The organism is Paenibacillus sp. FSL R7-0163 (assembly GCF_037969975.1).
Taxonomy (GTDB): Bacteria; Bacillota; Bacilli; order Paenibacillales; family Paenibacillaceae; genus Paenibacillus_AQ; species Paenibacillus_AQ odorifer.
In genome coordinates this window covers 1,145,961-1,162,386 of record NZ_CP150224.1, presented here as the reverse complement: position 1 = coordinate 1,162,386, position 16,426 = coordinate 1,145,961, and the positions used below count along the sequence as shown (strand labels likewise).

Below are 16,426 nucleotides of genomic sequence, written 5' to 3'. Positions count from 1 at the left end.
CCTTAATTTTGCCATCTGCTTTCAACTTTTTTCGAAAGTCTGGATAACGGAAAACATACAGAAAAATATAATATAAAGATAAAGCCGTATACCCAGAATGAAGCGGTGGGCGCTTTTATCACGCCGAGTTCAATAATCTGCTGCCCGATCTTTACCACCTCAATCACTCCAATCAGCACCACCAGTGATGTTGTTTTGATCATTCGTGTGGCAAGATTAATCATTCCCGGCAGCATTCTGCGTACAGCCTGCGGGATCAAAATATGCCGATAAAGTTGACTGCTGCTCAGACCTAGCGCCCTGGCAGATTCCACCTGATGTTTTGGCATAGATTGCAAAGCTCCACGAACAAGATCCCCAATCTCCGCAGCTCCCCATAAGCTGAACACCAATATAGAGGTAGCCTCCCCGCTGATATCGATATGAAGTAATGGAGAGAAACTGAAATGTACTACATACAGCCACACTAGAATCGGAATAATTCTAAAGGTCTCCAAATAAAGACGTAATATAAACCTTAAAGGCCTCGATCCCAGCGTCCGGAGCAATCCCATAAGGATACCTAATAACGTACCGATTCCAATAGAGAGGAATGAAATTTCAATCGTTACAAGTAAGCCCCCTAATAATCGTTCGAAATTAGAACCTTCAAAAAGCACCTCAATCCCCGAATTCTGCATATCTCACCTTCCTTTCTACCCAAGTCAATAAAAGCGATAAGGGCAGGACTAACACCAAATAGGCGAGTACCAGAAGGAGCAGAGACTCCGCTGTTTTGTAATGCATGCCGATCAAGTCTTTTGCCACATTCATTAAATCCATTAAAGCAATGGCACCTACAATAGAGGTCTCCTTCAGCAGAAAGATCGCATTTGCCCCTAAAGAAGGAATACTTATCGCAAAGGCTTGGGGAAAAATAACATATCTGACCAGCTGCAGCTTAGACAGTCCAATGCTTTGACCTGCTTCAATCTGCGATTGGCTAACTGCCTCGAACCCACCACGAAAAGCCTCCGTCATATAGCTCCCGCCCAAAAATGTCATGCCTACAATCGCACAGGTCATCTCACTAAAGTGAATTCCGATCTTAGGTAAGCCATAGTAAAGAAAAAAGAGCTGCACAAGTAAAGGGGTGTTCCGTGAAAGCTCAATGTAGATCTTAATAACATCACTGACGATTTTGACCTTATAGTACAAGACGGTACTAAACAGTAAGCCAATAAGGAGTGAGAAGACAATAGCTAACAACGCTAGCTTCACTGTCAGCCACATCGCCTCACCATAAAGCGGCAAACTCTCGTAGATAAACTCCCAGTCTAAATTCATATCTGAGTAACCCGATCCCCTTTTCTTAATTTCTAATAATTATCAAAATCTTACATTAAACCTTACGTGTGGTGATATGATTTTATTCATACTATTCCAAGTAAATAACTACGTTTTAAAATTCTTGTATAGTAGCCACAAAAAAAAAGAAAACCGCTAAGAGATTAGTCTTAGCAGTTTCCTTTTTCTATAGGCTAAACCTTTCCACATTCTAACATCCCACTACCAATAGCCTCGGATGCCAGTCTGCAAGCGGATCAACGCTTCCAAATAATAATAATCTCCCCAAATCATATGACCATCAGGCACACGTCCACCTCTCACATGATAAGAACCATGCTTTAGAAGTCCCTCTGCTTCCGGATTTCCAGATGTCGCATAATGTTCCACTAGGGATTTCATGCTACGGTGTAAAGCAACTTCATAAATGGCCCGGTCCGGATCATCTACACCTAGGTGATCGAGCAGTTCCAAAAGACCGGCTGCAGCAATCGCCGAAGCCGAGCTGTCGCGAGGGGTGTCCGCTCCCACTGGCACATCGAAATCCCAATAAGCCACACCGTCCTCCGGTAGATGACTGATAAAATAATCCGCTAGGCTCTTAGAGGTATTAAGAAAATCCTCATTCTGCGTATAGCGATACGCCAGAGCAAAACCGTATATTCCCCAAGCTTGACCCCGTGTCCAGGTCGATCCGTCCTCATAACCTTGATGTGTTCCCCCACGAATTGCATTTCCGGTAGCCGGATCAAAATAAAAAGTATGGTAAGAGGAGGCATCCCCACGCACAAGAAATTTCCGGCTCTTAAACGCATGTTCGAGCGCTATTTCATAATAGCGCTTATCTCCTGTTTCCTCCGCTGCCCAGAACAATAGAGGTAAATTCATCAAGCAGTCAATAATGATACGTCCCGCATTCTCCGGGTCACTCTCCAGTCCCCAGGCCTGAAGAATCCCTGCTGGTTCACGCCAGCGCTTGCACAGCGTGTCCGCAGCTTGCAGGCCGACAGCTCGCGCCGCTTCGCTGCCCGTTATTTTCCACTCCGCTACTGCAGTCAGTGTATACAAGAAACCAATATCATGATGGTCCAGGGCAATGTGCTGATCCAGACGATGCTTGAAGTCCCCTAACCAAGAGGCTGCCGCCTCCTTATAGCATGAATCCTTACTATATTCATAAGCAAGCCACATCATCCCAACATAGAAACCCTCTATCCAGTCGTCGTTGTCTCCCCATTCGTACTGTTGCCCCTCAGCGATATGAGGCAGTTTGCCCGGATGGTTAGCAATATTGCTCCCAACTTTGTGAATCGCATCCTCAATAGCCTTATTCCACATCTTTGTTTCTCCCTTCCCTTAAATCAACAGTATGCAAAAGTGTATCGTTACTAGGTTCGTATACAGCAACCCTTCCGTCCGAGTGCCATTGAATAAGCGGTGGTGAAGCAAGACTTGCCTGGTTCTCCGGAGTATTCGTCGCTCCGAAGACAGCAGATATCAATACTTGATCTCCCGGTTCCAGTCTGGAGCACAAGCTCGGAAGAAGTGTCCGCGGCTTCAGCAGATTGGTATTCGGCTCGGGATGTACGCACTCTCCCCGATCAAAGCCGCTTAGCCTATGTATGGCACTGATTCCCCAGGGCAGCTGCACCGAAACAGCAGTGTTTGATACCTTAATGGTTTCCCGTTCACTGTGAGAGAAGCCAGCTGACTGGCCAATGGCAAATCCACCCTCCGCTACATCCAGCCGCCGGGCAGTATGAATGCTGTGAACACGAACATGCCATAGACCTGCCGGAATAATCCATGTCTCCACATGTACATCACTCCAGGGATGCCAGCGGGAATATACATAGCTGTCTCCGATTTCCCAGGTCTCGCAGAATCTGCGTACCCGATAGTGTTCATCACATTCGCATAGTGCGAGTGTAGAATCGTAAGCGCCTTGAACCAACCCGTAACCCGCTTTCGGGACACTAAAGCCAAACAGAGTGGAATATGCAAATTTAGAATATTTGGCTGCACTATGGGCCATATCAAAATTAGCCATCTGGCCAGAGGTATAGGCAATAACATGCCGATTTCCTTCCGGATGACTCACAAGCATTCGCGCCTCTTGGAGAGCCCGTACCTCTTTCAAAATAGGCAGTGGCTCTTCCTCCGCCTGCCAAAAAGGATGATCATCTGGCAAGGCAAGAATAAGCATAGCTTTAAAGGCCCAATACGGAGATCCGGGGGCGTTGTAGCTCTCTGTCATAACTAGATTCGGATAAGCATATCCGATGCTAAGCAGTCCGTCTAATCCCATAATAGGTTGTTCAAACCACCAACGAAAATGGCGCATAATGATTCCCTTAAGAACGCCATATGAAAAAGGAACCACTTCTGCATACACCAGCGCGCTCCAGAAAGAAACCTGTGCAAAACGATAGGTCAGGCTACGACCAAAAGGAAGTGCGCTTCCGTCCTCAGCGAACCAATAAATGAAATCCTCGGCAAATCGTGCGGATCTTTCCCGATAAACAGCAGCTCTCTGAGGATCATCATCCGCCATCAGCTTAGCGTATATCAGCGTATAATAATGCATAGCAAAAGCAATATAATAGTCCCTCTGATCGGTCAATCCATCGGAATACCAACCATCACCAAGATAGTAAGTATCGATCTTCGCTAGATAATCATCCATTATGCTCTGATCATAAGGCAATCCGACTTTCTTGAAGCCCACATTCACAAGAACCGTGAACATCAGCCAGTTATTCGGATTGGAACGATCCACATGATTAATCTGATTTAGCCAGTTATATACATTCATTTTCTGCGTGTCGCTCAGTGGCTCCCACATTTTATGTGGTGCAAGAGCAAGCCCCAATCCCAACACGGCCTGTTCTACCATACGCTGATCTTTGGTAGTAAATTGCCCCCAATATTCTTCATGCTCCGGGTCTGTTCCGTTGATGATCCCTTCCAGAAACATCGGCCAGAGTGCACTTTCCCCTCCACCGCTGGCATGAGGAACAAGGCCCCATAAAGGACGGGCGAAAGCTTCCATAAGCGCTGTAGCTTCATTGTAAATCGATCCTGTAGCGCCCATATTAATTCCTGCACAACCAGAAGTAAATCTGCTCTCCAGTGGAGTATATAGTTCATTTAGGAACATCTGTAATTCATTTTTAGTGGCCTTTATTTCCACAGCAATGTTTCCTCCTGTCCACACTTAATGCCAAGCCGCATATTCGCTAGGTCTCATGCCCATTTCCCGTTTAAACAGCTTGATGAAATAACTTTTGTTGGCATATCCCAAATACTCGGAGATCTCTTCCACTGTCTTTTCAGATTGGTTAAGCAGCTCCTTTGCCTTCTGAAGCTTTAGCATATTTACATATTCAATGAAGTTCTGGTTTGTTTCCCGTTTGAATAAGCGGCTGAAATAACTGGCATTTAAGTTAAGGCGGCCTGCCATGTCCTCCAGCGTTATTTTCTCCGTCACATGACTAATCACGAACTGCTGGGCTTTGATGACTTCACTCCGTTTAGACTTGATGGAGAACATACTTATTTTCCGCGCTAATTCCTCCAAGTACTGCACCAGCCATTGTTCCAAATGCTCCAGAGTTTCAATGTCACCAACCACGCTAAATAGCTTTTCTTCGGTTATAGGCAATGGAGATTGCAGAAGCTGTTTCGTCTTCATCTGCAAGTCCATCAGCAAGCGAAGCACACATTCCTTGACTTCATTCGGATGGAATTTTTGCGAGGCCACCCATTCCCTCCATTCCTTTACATGAACGCGAAGCTCCGTGTTCCTGTTCAAGGCAATATCATCATTGATAACAGCGTACAAGGTTCCATATTCAGCATAAATATCTTCTCCGGAAAAGCAGACTTCTTCAAAACGGTGAATTCCCGCCGCAGGGAGATAAAAGCGCTGTATTTTCTCCTTCAGCATCCGCTGCAATGTTCCGCGAATTTCCTCAGGACTGCGCGCCTCAGCGCCAAATAAGCAAGAGACAGAAAGTTTAAGATATTTCTGAACCGCAGAGGCTGCATTTTGAATGGAGTGATAGATTGCCTGGTGATCTTTGGAAGGCTGGTCGCTACAAAAGAGAATGACTATCTCCTTATGGCTGTATCTCGAAATAAACAGACTGTGATCAGCCTCAAGCACTTCCTGCATAATATTCTCAACCGCAAAAGAAATCGTATATTCACTCATCCGGCGCACCCTTGAAGCTTCCTCTGGACGGTCAATTACAATAACCAGCGGGATATAGTTTTTGGCATGGATCATAATTCCGTTTGATCGGGCCTGCTCGATCCAAGCCCCCTTGTCCCAGGATTGATACAAGGTATCTTTTAGAAACTTTTCCTTCAGCGCGGCGCGATTTTGAGACTGCTTTTGCTTATAAACCAGCATCTCCGTATGCTGCTGCCTATTCAGTCCCACTTCCGCCACAAGGGTTCTAATCGCTTGCTGTAACTGCTCAATATCCAGTGATTCCTTTAAAATATATTCTCCTACGTTTAATTTCAGCGCTTGCTGGGCGTATTTGAATTCGTTGTGGCAGGAGAGAATAATCGCACGGATTCCGGGCTGCACAGCTCTGAATAGCTCCAGCATCTCCAGCCCGTTCATCTTGGGCATGCCAATATCGGTAATAATGAGATCTGGTGGACTCTGCTGTGCTTTTTCCCAAGCCTCGAGACCGCTATAATAACATCCGGTGAGTTCAATACCGAGCTCGCTCCAAGGTACGGCCTGCGACAAATAACGGATAACCGGATAGTCATCATCCACCAATATTGCCGTCAGCATTCTCCACACCCACCTTTCCGTAATTCAGAGGAAACTCCAGACAAATCTCCGTGCCCACATCAGGTTCACTTTGAATATTCAGCTTAAAAGAAGCGCCATAAATCATACTGAGGCGTTGGGCCACATTGCGTAAACCTATGCCGGAGAACCCTTTTCTGTCCTCCTCTGTAATTTGTTCGCTACTGTATGCGGTTTCACGAAGTCTTGTTAAAGTTTCCGGTGACATCCCGATCCCATTATCCTTAATGGTGATAACCAAGCTTCCCGTAGTTGCAACAATACGAGCTTCAATAAAAATCTCGCCACCAAACTGCTCGAAGCCATGGATGATGGCATTCTCGATCATGGGTTGAATCATAAATCGAGGCACCAGTGCTTCAGCGCTCCCGTCCTCTAAATTCATTTCCAGCCTGACCTGATTGGCATGGCGGAAATTCATTAAAGTGACATAATGCGATATCGTATCTGTCTCCTCACGAAGCGGGATAAACTCATTGTCCCTGTTAAAGGTCATACGGAGCAAAGACGACAGCGAACCAATCAACTCAGCATTCTCCCGATCGCCTTGCATCAGAATATTTAAGCGAATCGAATTCAGCAGATTAAACATAAAATGTGGATTGATCTGCGCTTGTAGCATCTCTAGTTCGGCTTTTCTTTTTCCCGTCTGTTCATAAGTGATTTGTTCAATCATAGACTCGATCCGATCCAGCATCTGGTCAATGGTGCGGGCGAGCTGTGCTGCCTCATTATTCCCTCGAATGAACGAACGTTCATCTAACTGACCACGACCTATTCGCTTTACAAAAGCGCTTAATTTTACGATAGGCTGAGTCAGCTTTGAGATTAGAACGGTTAAGAGAACGGAAAACAAAGTAAAGAAAAGAATCTGCACCGCCAGGCTGATAAATAAAATCTGCTTATTTTTTGACAAGGCTGCCTTCAGCGGGATAATGCTGACCATCCGCCATTTGTTGCTGCTCAGCTCCTGATCAACATATAAAAACTTCTCTCCGTCGATTTCCACAGTGTCAAGCTCGCCATCCTTTTTCAACCACGTCATCGTCTCTCCGATTCGGGCCTTATCAGCATGGGAAACTACAGTTCCCTTGTCATCCAAAAGCATCATCTCTTTATCATTATCGTTATTTAGATAAGGACGGAGCTTGCGCTCATTGATATTAATAATTAAATATCCGATGGTACTGCTAGAGGTCGATTGAATCGGCCTTGCAATGGTTACCCAATCAGCTGAGCCTTTATCAGAATAATTGTAGTAAGTATCGTGCTCCGCTCTCCAATAAGTCGAGATGGGTTGAATTTGTTTCAGCAACGATGTCCAATTCTTGTTGTAGAAATTTTTCGGGTTAAAGTCACTGTAAGGATAGCTGGTATAAATAAGACCATTTTTTCCGATTAACGTCACCTTCAAATATTCTGTTAAAACAAACATATCATCCAGCATCCGCGACATACGGTTATACTGAATGATCTGCTTTGGTGCACGGAGCGACTCTGAATCGGCAGACATCATCTGCCTGATCTCGCTGTTCTGGAGCACAAAGTTGGACTGTTCCAGTGTCTGTTCAAATATGGCATTCATATTGGCGCTGGCTGCATTTAAAGATTCTCTTGCGCTACCAACCGCTTTCTCCAGAATGAGATCCCGGGTCAAATAATCAGTAACCATGTAAATGCAGATCAGCGGGATCAGGACGCAGATCAGCGATGACCAGACAAGTTTCTTACGGAGGGATTGATGCTTTCTAAACACGGATTACAGGCCCCACATCTGTTTGAATTTGGAGCAGGAGGCAGAAATGCTTACCTGCCCCCACATTATAAGCCCCCTTTGAAAAGCGTACAATCAGTCTCCGCTTACTTTCCGCTATTGTTCTGAACAACTTCCGTTATTTTTTTATCGATATTGGCAACCGTGACATCCAGATCCTGTTGGCCAAGGAGATACATCTCCGCTTCTGGAATAACGTTGTTCTTAGCTTCATCCGCATATTTAGCCGGAACTTGCGTTGCACCAGGTGTCGAGTTCTCCATCGTATATTTCAGAGAATCGACATCAATCTTAGAGGCATCCTTAGAACCACTCACAATTGTATCCACTAATTTGTTCGTATCCGATTTGGCCCAGCCAGAGAAAACGCGTCCACCGATTTCCAGTCCTTCTGAGGTATACCAGCGCACAAAGGTATAGGCAGCCTCCTTATGCTTGGATTTAGCGGCTATTCCCATGTAGGTCGGCTGTACGGGTGAGTAGTGTTTGCTCTCACTCTCAAGTCGGGGAATCGGCGCAAACGCGGTAACAAAGGTTGCCGGAATGGCATCCGTTCCACCCGATTCCGCAACCATCCAGTCGCCCATCGGAAGCATCGCTGCTAAACCGTTAAAATACTGATTCCGGTAAGCTAGTTTTTGCGAAATAATATCCTCATAAGGAGTGGCACTCTTATCTTCGTACATCATTTTCTTCATCATCTGCAGATTAGCCTTAAATTGCGGGTCAAGTGCATTGGAGGTTCCATCAGCTTTTAGAAAAGTATTATCCGTAGACTTGCTCATCAGCTGGAGCTGGAAATAATCCGGCCAATTATGTAGATACGCGCCAAAACGTTTCGTTGCGCCCTCGCCCTTGGTCAATTTCTTGGCATACTCTTCGAAATCCGCCCATGTCCAATCTGTCGGAACCGGAAGGCCTGCTTCATCTAACATTTCTTTGTTAAGGAGCACGAACCAGCGCTGCATGGAAGACGGTAACGCATAGATTTTGCCATTGACCGTAGTGTCCACCAGATATTCATCTGCGAGCTTATAACCTTCCTTCTGAATATAGTCATCCATCGGTTCCAATAACCCGATATCTGCACGCTGTGAATAGTTGGTATAAGGCAGTTCGACAATATCCAGCGGATCGCTTGCAGCCGCCATCAAATCCAGCTTCTGCATAGAGGCTACCGAATCACCTTTTTCATTCAGCAAATCTACTTCCACATGAATATCGGGATGCGTCTTCTCAAACTCCGCGATAATCGTGCTCCATTTCGCTTTGGCTTCTGTCTGCCAGGTGCTCAGCTTCAGGGTAACCTTCTCTGCTGCAGGCTTTGAATTTCCACCAGCATCGGGTGCATTAGTCGCTCCTGCATTATTGGTTTTCGCATTTCCGCCGCAAGCGGCCAATGATAACGCCATCGATGTGATGATGAATGCAGATAATAATTTCTTTTTCATTTAGACCCTCCTATAAATGTGTTGGGCATCACTCGCTTAATAACCAGTGACTATGTAACTGCTTACAAGAACATCCTAACATGCAGGATTGACGAGGAAAGTTCTCATATTCTACCGAAGAGAAACTATTTTGACTTTTATTATCCTTTCACACCTCCGAGGGCAATTCCCTCAATAACCTGCTTCTGTCCGAGTGCAAAAATGATGAGCAACGGCAGAATTGCAGATACCGCACCAGCCATCATGAGTGAATAGACATCCCCGTATTGATCCCCGAACAACCGGATCCCCAGCTGAATCGTAAACAACTCTTTAGATTTCAAAAAAATGAGTGGGTATTGATAGTCGTTCCAGGTCCAAATAAAGCGCAAAATAGCATAAGTAGCTACAGCGGGACGGATCAGCGGAAAGGCAATCTGTAGGAAAGAGCGAAAATGCCCTGCTCCATCCATCCGCGCCGATTCAAGATACTCGTTGTTTACCCCCATAAAAAATTGCTTGAGCATAAACGCTCCAATAATACTAAAGCTGTTAATCAGGATCAATCCCAAATGTGTGTCAATTAAATTCAGCCAGTTAAACAGTAGAAACTGTGGAACCAACGAAGCCTGCGGAGGAACCATATAAAGTGCCAATACAACTATAAACATCGCATCCCTGCCCGGAAAACGCAGCTTGGAGAACCCATAAGCAGCAAGTGCGCATATCAGCACATTAATTATAGTCGTAGCCAGCGTAATATAAATGGAATTTCCATAATAGCGAGCGAAGTCACCCGACCATACCTGTTTATAATTTTCAATGAGGTTCCACTGCTGTGGCAACCATTGAATCGGAAAGTTAAACACATCTTTCTCCAGCTTAAAGGAAGTGGATAACATCCATAGGAACGGTAAAAGAAATGCGATACCTAGCAGTCCCATGGCGATGGTCCAGAAGGTTCTGGATAGAAGCTCTTTTTTCACTGTAATTTCTCCTTTCCGCCTTTAATAGTTGACCCATTTTTTTTGCGCCAACATCTGCAAGGCTGTAATGATCAGGCAAATAAGGAACAGAACGAGTGCCATGCTAGAGGCGTAACCTGTCTTCAGCTGATTGAAGGCTGTATCATATAACTCGTAGACGATAACGGTCGTGGAGTTAGCCGGTCCACCCTGGGTCAATACTTGTATCAGATCAAAGATTTTAAATGAGCCGATAACCCCTGTTACCAGCAGGAAAAAGGTAGTGGGCGAAATGCAGGGAACCGTGATGTTGCGGAATTTGCGCCAGACGTTGGCACCATCAATATCAGCCGCTTCATAAAGATCCTTTGGAATACTCTGTAAACCTGCGATAAAAATAATAATGTTGTAACCGAGCTGAATCCAGACTTGAATCAGCATCAGCGACGGCAGAGCATAATGGATATCAGCTAACCATTTGGGTGGGTTGTTCCACCCCAGTGACATCAGGAATTGATTGACGGGTCCCAGCGAAGGGTGAAACATAACCTGCCAAACCATAGCGATGGCTACTACACTGGAGATATAAGGAAGGAAATAAATCACTTTAAACAAATCCTTCAGAAAAACCTGTTTATCAATCAGGATAGCCAGCAGCAGGGCAACGATGATCGTAACCGGTACTGTGATAATAAAGAGCAAATTGTTCAGCAAGCTTTTCATAAAAGCATCATCATGAAACAGCCTGATGAAATTATCCACGCCCGCGAACTTAATCCCCCCTAACCCAGCCACAAAGTTCCAGTCCGTGAAGCTTAACAGCAGTGAGCCCAGCACCGGGATCAAGGTCAAGATGATCAGCCCAAGCATAAGCGGAGCAACGAATAGATATCCCGCCATCGCTTCGCGTGTGTCCATGTTAAGATGAAACCTTTTTTTGCGTATCATAGTTCTCCTCCTTTACTTATCCATAATTGTAGAAAAAGTAAGCGGTCATCATAAGAACTAGAATTGTTCATTTTGGAACGAATTTTACCGATCCAGCAGTTTTATATTCCTTTTGCACAACGCAAAAAAAGCGCGAGCTAAGCTCCCGCAGCAAACAAAATCCATATTAAGTTTTACATAAAGCAATCGCGTTATACCGGCGTAACCTCTACAGCGCCTTTTCCATCCCCGCCCGCACTATTCAGTTTTTTCCGAAAAATCATAAACAAAACCACACCCATCACACTCGTTATTACCTCAGTCACAGTCATCGACCAAATCACACCGTGCAGGCCAAAAATAGAATGCAATACGATAATCATCGGTATAAATAATACACCTTGGCTTATTGCCATAATAGTAGTGGGTGTGCCTTGCCCCGTTGCTTGAAAAATGCTCATAAATAATCCGGTAAATCCATTAAATAAAGCCGAAATCAGCATAGCTGCCAAAATATAAGTTCCCATGCTTAACACAGAAGGATCGCCTGAGAACCAATGAAGAATCGTTCCTCTAAACACATATACTAGACTCACAAAAACAACTGCAATGCCGCCTATATATGCAAAAGCGTATTTGATGCTGGATTTAAGTCTCTCCGTATTTTTACTAGCAAAGTTAAAAGCAAATAGCGGAATCAATCCCAAAAATAAACCCATCGATAAAAATTCTGGAATCTGCACAATTCTTAAAGCCACACCAAATCCGGCGACCACACTCTCCCCATATTGAATGGAATAGTTATTTAACAAAAGCGTGCTGACAATTAAAAAACTGGCTTGCAATAGCTCGGCTGTACCTATTTTATAAACCTCAAGCTGATCTCGTACAGATATCTTAAAATGCTTCAAAAATCCTCTTAAATGCTCACTTTTCGTTTCCAAAAAGTAAATATAATAAATAGCAGAGCCCAAATTTGCTAAAACCATAGCCAAAGCAGCCCCGGCAACATGCCAATTCAGCACGAGAATAAATATAGGATCAAAAATCAAACTTAAAGCCGTACTGATAAAAATACCATACATTGATTCCTTCGAGGCCCCTTCCGAACGGACCAGTTGTTCCAATGCAAAATTAAGCACAACAGCAAATCCGCCTGCAAAAAGAGTGAGCGCGTAAGACTTCGTAAAGTCTAAGGTAGCAGCATCTGCACCAAGCATGCGCGTGATCGGATTAATAGCTAACCAAGCGATGAGCGCGATAAGAAGCCCCACTACAATACTCCCGTAAAAAGTATATCCGGCAACCTTTTTCCCTTTTTCCGTCTCTTTTTGCCCCGCCAAGCGGGTTACAAATGTTCCTCCGCCTACCCCCAATACATTTCCAAAAGCCATTAAAACGGTAAAAATAGGCAGGCCCAGCGTGATTGCGGTCAGCATACTTGTATTGTGCAATAAGCCGATGAAGTAAGCATTGATTACATTATAAATAGTACCCACAGACATCCCAATCATCATGGGAATCGATAAATGAGCGATCGCTTTTTTCATGGGCGCCGACTCTAAATAATATTGATTTGAGAACTCATTTGTCATAAGTGAACCTCCGAACGTTTATAAACTTGAACTAACTTTTTGAAGTAAAGACTTTAGGGTTGCAGTTTCTTCCGGACTAAGCGTCTTAGTAATGCTTGCTTCTACCTCAGAGAAAATCTCATTGAACTCTTCCACTAAAAGAGCACCTTTTTCCAATACAAAAATACTCTTTTGACGTTCATCATTTTCAGGAGTGACACGCTGGATATACCCTTTCTTCTCCAACCCCTGAAGCATACTGGTGATGCTCGCCCCCTTCCTGTTAAAGACCTCCGCTAAATCCTTCTGAATAACCCCTTCTGCTTGATTCTCAAAAATATAGCCGATCATGCGGCCTTGTTGTGAATTCAGACCTAACTCATTTAACCTGGTGTCAGCTGTACCTTTTATTTTCATCCCAATCTCTCGTATTAAATTAGAAAATGGTGTGTCTACAACGGGTTTGTTCATTGTTATTTCCTCCTCTTTTGAATTAGTTAGAACTCTAAGTAACATCATTATCATAATAGATAGAACTCTAACTGTCAAGGTTCTAACTAAATACAAAAAACTCCTCTCCAGCACTTGTCGGCAGACAGGTACTGAAGAGGAGTTTATAGAGAGAATTACATCACAAGTTCTTCTAGGTTTCCGAATAAGCCTTTTGTTGATTTCAGCTTGGATTCATTGCCGACAACAGTGAAATAATTTTGTTCCGTCACAGCCTTAAGCAAATCGGTGTACTGTCTGATGTCTTCCGGTGTGGTCGACAAGATTTCATCCCGTTCCTGCTGCAGCTCGGCCCCGGTTACCTGCTCAAAATAATGCCGGTCCGCCCGCCGTCCCTGAGCGCTTGGGCTCAGCGGCTGGTCCAGCATGGACAGGGTGCCGATAATTGCTTTGGTCATCTCGTCGGCATCCGCTTCATATCCTTCGGTGAATCGGTACGCCTGATCATAAACCTCCAGCGTCTCCTGCAAATTGGGATCACGGTAGGAAGTGAACATCAATATCCCATCTCTGCGCAGCATCAGGCTTCCGCCATAAGCTCCGCCCTTCACGCGCACGGCATTCCACAGATAGGTGAGGCTCATGATTTTTTTGAGCACCTGCATTTTGCCGGAATACGTAAATCCCAGCTTGTTGAAGTCGTAGCCTTTAACCACATATTGCACCTGGCTGGAAGACATAAAACCTTCATTATCCGCATGGCCCTGCGCTGTAATCTTAGGTTTATTCACCACTGGCCGATCCTGAATATCCAGCTTCGCTACATTAGCGGCGAATTCTTCATACAAATCAGGGGTACCCGTCACGCTGATGATCAAATTCTGTTTATTGAATAAAACCGTACAGATATCCTTCAGCGTGTCTGCCACCTCAGCTCCCTGCTGATCGATCTTCTCGGCAAGCTCACGGATAAAGCGGTAATAGGCCACGCCACCCTGTTGTTCCTGATACGCTCCCATGTCCGAAAAATAAGACATCAGGCGGCTGGCCGCGATTTCATTGCCTTTTTGGTTCAGAACCGATTCCATCTGCGAAGCTTCCCGGCGCACGATTTCCTGTAGCTTCGTCAGGTTATCGAGCGCGCTGGTATAGAGCAGCTCGCGCAGCAGATCCAGCGATTCGCCAATATGCCCCGCCATCACCTTAACCTGCGCAGTGAATTTAGGCTGATAACTGGCTCCAGTATCTTTTGCAGCGCCAAAGATCTCATTTTTGAAATGAATGCCTCCGGTTTTGATCCCAATTTCACTAGTGAGCTCTTCAATGCTGTAAGAAGCTGTCTCCATTTGGCCCAATACCTCTGCCAGCAGTACAAGATAAGGAATTTGCTCAGGAGCCACAACACTCGTATCCCAATAAAACTTGCAGTACGCAATCTTTTGAGTAGATACGTCATGGTGGATCAGCTTTAGACCCTCAAGGTTATATTCATGGGATGGCACCTGAGGTTCAGCACTGCGGTTAATGTCCTGTAGAGATAAACTCGGCAGCTTCTGCAAATCCTCGGCTGCATCTGCACGACCTTGCCGCGCCAGAAGATGCTGTGTACTCTGCACAAGCTGCTCCAGCTGGTCTGGTTGCTGTGATAATTTGTATTCACTTAATTGACGCTGGGTGCTCGCTTCCTTGTCGGCTGCAATCGTCTTGGACGGGTTCAGCACCACCAGACTGCAATGATCACTATTCAGTAAGTAGACCTCAATCAGCTTCTCAAAATAACGATCCGTTATTTTTTCCCGAATGGTAGTGAATACCTCTTCATAAAGCATATGAGTAGACGGCTGACCGTCATAGAGCCAGGACTTCATCACTTCGATATTGTAAGTAAGTCCCTTTGGATATCGGCTAAAGTCCGCTTCCCGCAGTTCAAATCCCTTGCTGTTGACCGCCGCCAGCACCAGCTTCTCATCCAGCCCGTTCTTAACCAAGCTGCTTAATGTGGTCTTCACCAGCTCCACGAAGGCATCTTTGGCGGAGGCGTTCGAATGTGTCAGGGTAATGCCAAGCAGCGGCTGAACCATACTGTCGGAATAAAAAGCAAAGGCATCTTTACCCAGACCGCTTTCCAGCAGGGCTTGCTTAAGCGGAGCTGCGTTGCTGTCCATCAGCATGCTTTTCAAAATATCAAAAGCCAGATTCAGTTCCCGATCCGTAGAGGTTCCAATTACATAGTTCAGACTCAAATAAGTTTTGTCGTCGGCCGTTTCTGCTTCCAGAATCGGATAATCCGCTACCAGCTCCGTCATTCCGGTAGGCTGTTGTAGGGGAATGGTGGTATCAAAGCTGTTCTTTTCATAACGGCTAAGGTATTCCTGGTCTATAAATTGCAGCTTCTCTTCAATAGAGACGTCTCCGTACAGATAAAAATAACTGTTGGACGGATGATAATAGTTGCTGTGCGCCTTAAGGAATTGCTCATACGTAAGCGCAGGAATCTCCTGCGGATCTCCACCTGAAGAATGGCGGTAAATCGTGTCTGGATACAACGACTTTTTGATCCTGTCCATCAGTACCGTAAACGGCGAGGAATAGGAACCCTTCATCTCGTTGTAAACCACGCCTTTATAGATCAACTCGTCTTCTGTTTGCTGAAGCTCGTAATGCCAGCCCTCTTGCTCAAAAATCTCCTTTTGCTTATAAATATTCGGCTGAAAGACACTATCCAGGTAGACCTCCATCAGATTGGAGAAATCCTGCTCATTCCGGCTCGCCACCGGATACATCGTCTTATCCCCAAACGTAAATGCGTTCAGGAATGTCTGCATCGAGCCCTTTAGCAATTCTACAAAAGGTTCCTTCACCGGATATTTCTCCGAACCACATAATACAGAATGCTCCAAAATATGAAAGACCCCTGTACTATCTTCAGGAGGGGTCCTGAAGCTCACGCTGAATACCTTGTTGTCATCCTGATTCTGCACGAAAAGCAGCCTGGCGCCGCTCTTCAGATGTTCCATCGTGAATACGGCGGAATCGATCTCCCGGATAAATTCCTCATTAACGACCTGAAATCCATAATATATGTTGCCTGTGATCAAGCGGCTCATAGATTTGCCTCCTCTGCACTGGATGTGATAACTCTATCT

At 45.1% G+C, this 16,426-nt stretch carries 12 protein-coding genes; all 12 read right to left on the bottom strand.

Features of this window, described 5'->3' with window-relative positions:
• Positions 1-2: 2 nt before the first annotated feature.
• The 12 genes from NST45_RS04920 to NST45_RS04865 all read right to left on the bottom strand — a co-directional run bounded on the left by NST45_RS04920 (position 3) and on the right by NST45_RS04865 (position 16,387).
• Positions 3-680 (bottom strand): amino acid ABC transporter permease, encoded by a 678-nt coding sequence (locus NST45_RS04920; RefSeq protein WP_036683130.1) that lies wholly within the window; start codon positions 678-680, stop codon positions 3-5.
• Positions 661-1,326 (bottom strand): amino acid ABC transporter permease, encoded by a 666-nt coding sequence (locus NST45_RS04915; protein WP_076317239.1) that lies wholly within the window; start codon positions 1,324-1,326, stop codon positions 661-663. The genes NST45_RS04920 and NST45_RS04915 overlap by 20 nt, the downstream gene beginning before the upstream one ends.
• 222 nt (positions 1,327-1,548) lie before the next feature.
• Positions 1,549-2,664 (bottom strand): glycoside hydrolase family 88 protein, encoded by a 1,116-nt coding sequence (locus NST45_RS04910; RefSeq protein ID WP_076104317.1) that lies wholly within the window; start codon positions 2,662-2,664, stop codon positions 1,549-1,551.
• Complete coding sequence (locus tag NST45_RS04905) at positions 2,654-4,519, bottom strand: DUF2264 domain-containing protein (protein WP_256717412.1); 1,866 nt, start codon at positions 4,517-4,519, stop codon at positions 2,654-2,656. Before NST45_RS04905 ends, NST45_RS04910 begins: the two co-directional genes overlap by 11 nt.
• 24 nt (positions 4,520-4,543) lie before the next feature.
• Positions 4,544-6,142 carry a helix-turn-helix domain-containing protein gene (locus NST45_RS04900; protein ID WP_036683135.1) on the bottom strand — a complete coding sequence of 533 codons (1,599 nt, stop codon included), beginning with the start codon at positions 6,140-6,142 and terminating at the stop codon, positions 4,544-4,546.
• A complete protein-coding gene (locus NST45_RS04895; RefSeq protein ID WP_076215635.1) occupies positions 6,117-7,916 on the bottom strand; it encodes a sensor histidine kinase in 1,800 nt (599 codons plus the stop codon). Before NST45_RS04895 ends, NST45_RS04900 begins: the two co-directional genes overlap by 26 nt.
• A 104-nt stretch (positions 7,917-8,020) precedes the next feature.
• Positions 8,021-9,385, bottom strand: a complete 1,365-nt coding sequence (locus NST45_RS04890) for an extracellular solute-binding protein (protein ID WP_038572661.1) — start codon at positions 9,383-9,385, stop codon at positions 8,021-8,023.
• Positions 9,386-9,525: 140 nt separating this feature from the next.
• Positions 9,526-10,308: a carbohydrate ABC transporter permease gene (locus NST45_RS04885; RefSeq protein ID WP_052097522.1), complete on the bottom strand. Its 783-nt coding sequence runs from the start codon at positions 10,306-10,308 to the stop codon at positions 9,526-9,528.
• A gap of 63 nt (positions 10,309-10,371) precedes the next feature.
• Positions 10,372-11,277 carry a sugar ABC transporter permease gene (locus NST45_RS04880; RefSeq protein WP_036683142.1) on the bottom strand — a complete coding sequence of 302 codons (906 nt, stop codon included), beginning with the start codon at positions 11,275-11,277 and terminating at the stop codon, positions 10,372-10,374.
• Between the two features lie 191 nt (positions 11,278-11,468).
• Positions 11,469-12,851, bottom strand: a complete 1,383-nt coding sequence (locus NST45_RS04875; RefSeq protein WP_076100504.1) for an MATE family efflux transporter — start codon at positions 12,849-12,851, stop codon at positions 11,469-11,471.
• Positions 12,852-12,869: 18 nt separating this feature from the next.
• Positions 12,870-13,301, bottom strand: a complete 432-nt coding sequence (locus NST45_RS04870) for a MarR family transcriptional regulator (RefSeq protein ID WP_076142261.1) — start codon at positions 13,299-13,301, stop codon at positions 12,870-12,872.
• Positions 13,302-13,456: 155 nt separating this feature from the next.
• On the bottom strand, positions 13,457-16,387 hold the full coding sequence (locus NST45_RS04865) for an insulinase family protein (RefSeq protein ID WP_076317241.1): 2,931 nt from the start codon (positions 16,385-16,387) through the stop codon (positions 13,457-13,459).
• Positions 16,388-16,426: the final 39 nt, after the last annotated feature.

Coding starts and splice junctions, on each gene's coding strand:
- NST45_RS04920 (WP_036683130.1), bottom strand. CDS start 680: ATGCAGAATTCGGGGATTGAGGTGCTTTTTGAAGGTTCTAATTTCGAA.
- NST45_RS04915 (WP_076317239.1), bottom strand. CDS start 1,326: ATGAATTTAGACTGGGAGTTTATCTACGAGAGTTTGCCGCTTTATGGT.
- NST45_RS04865 (WP_076317241.1), bottom strand. CDS start 16,387: ATGAGCCGCTTGATCACAGGCAACATATATTATGGATTTCAGGTCGTT.
- NST45_RS04870 (WP_076142261.1), bottom strand. CDS start 13,301: ATGAACAAACCCGTTGTAGACACACCATTTTCTAATTTAATACGAGAG.
- NST45_RS04910 (WP_076104317.1), bottom strand. CDS start 2,664: ATGTGGAATAAGGCTATTGAGGATGCGATTCACAAAGTTGGGAGCAAT.
- NST45_RS04900 (WP_036683135.1), bottom strand. CDS start 6,142: ATGCTGACGGCAATATTGGTGGATGATGACTATCCGGTTATCCGTTAT.
- NST45_RS04890 (WP_038572661.1), bottom strand. CDS start 9,385: ATGAAAAAGAAATTATTATCTGCATTCATCATCACATCGATGGCGTTA.
- NST45_RS04875 (WP_076100504.1), bottom strand. CDS start 12,851: ATGACAAATGAGTTCTCAAATCAATATTATTTAGAGTCGGCGCCCATG.
- NST45_RS04880 (WP_036683142.1), bottom strand. CDS start 11,277: ATGATACGCAAAAAAAGGTTTCATCTTAACATGGACACACGCGAAGCG.
- NST45_RS04885 (WP_052097522.1), bottom strand. CDS start 10,308: ATGGGACTGCTAGGTATCGCATTTCTTTTACCGTTCCTATGGATGTTA.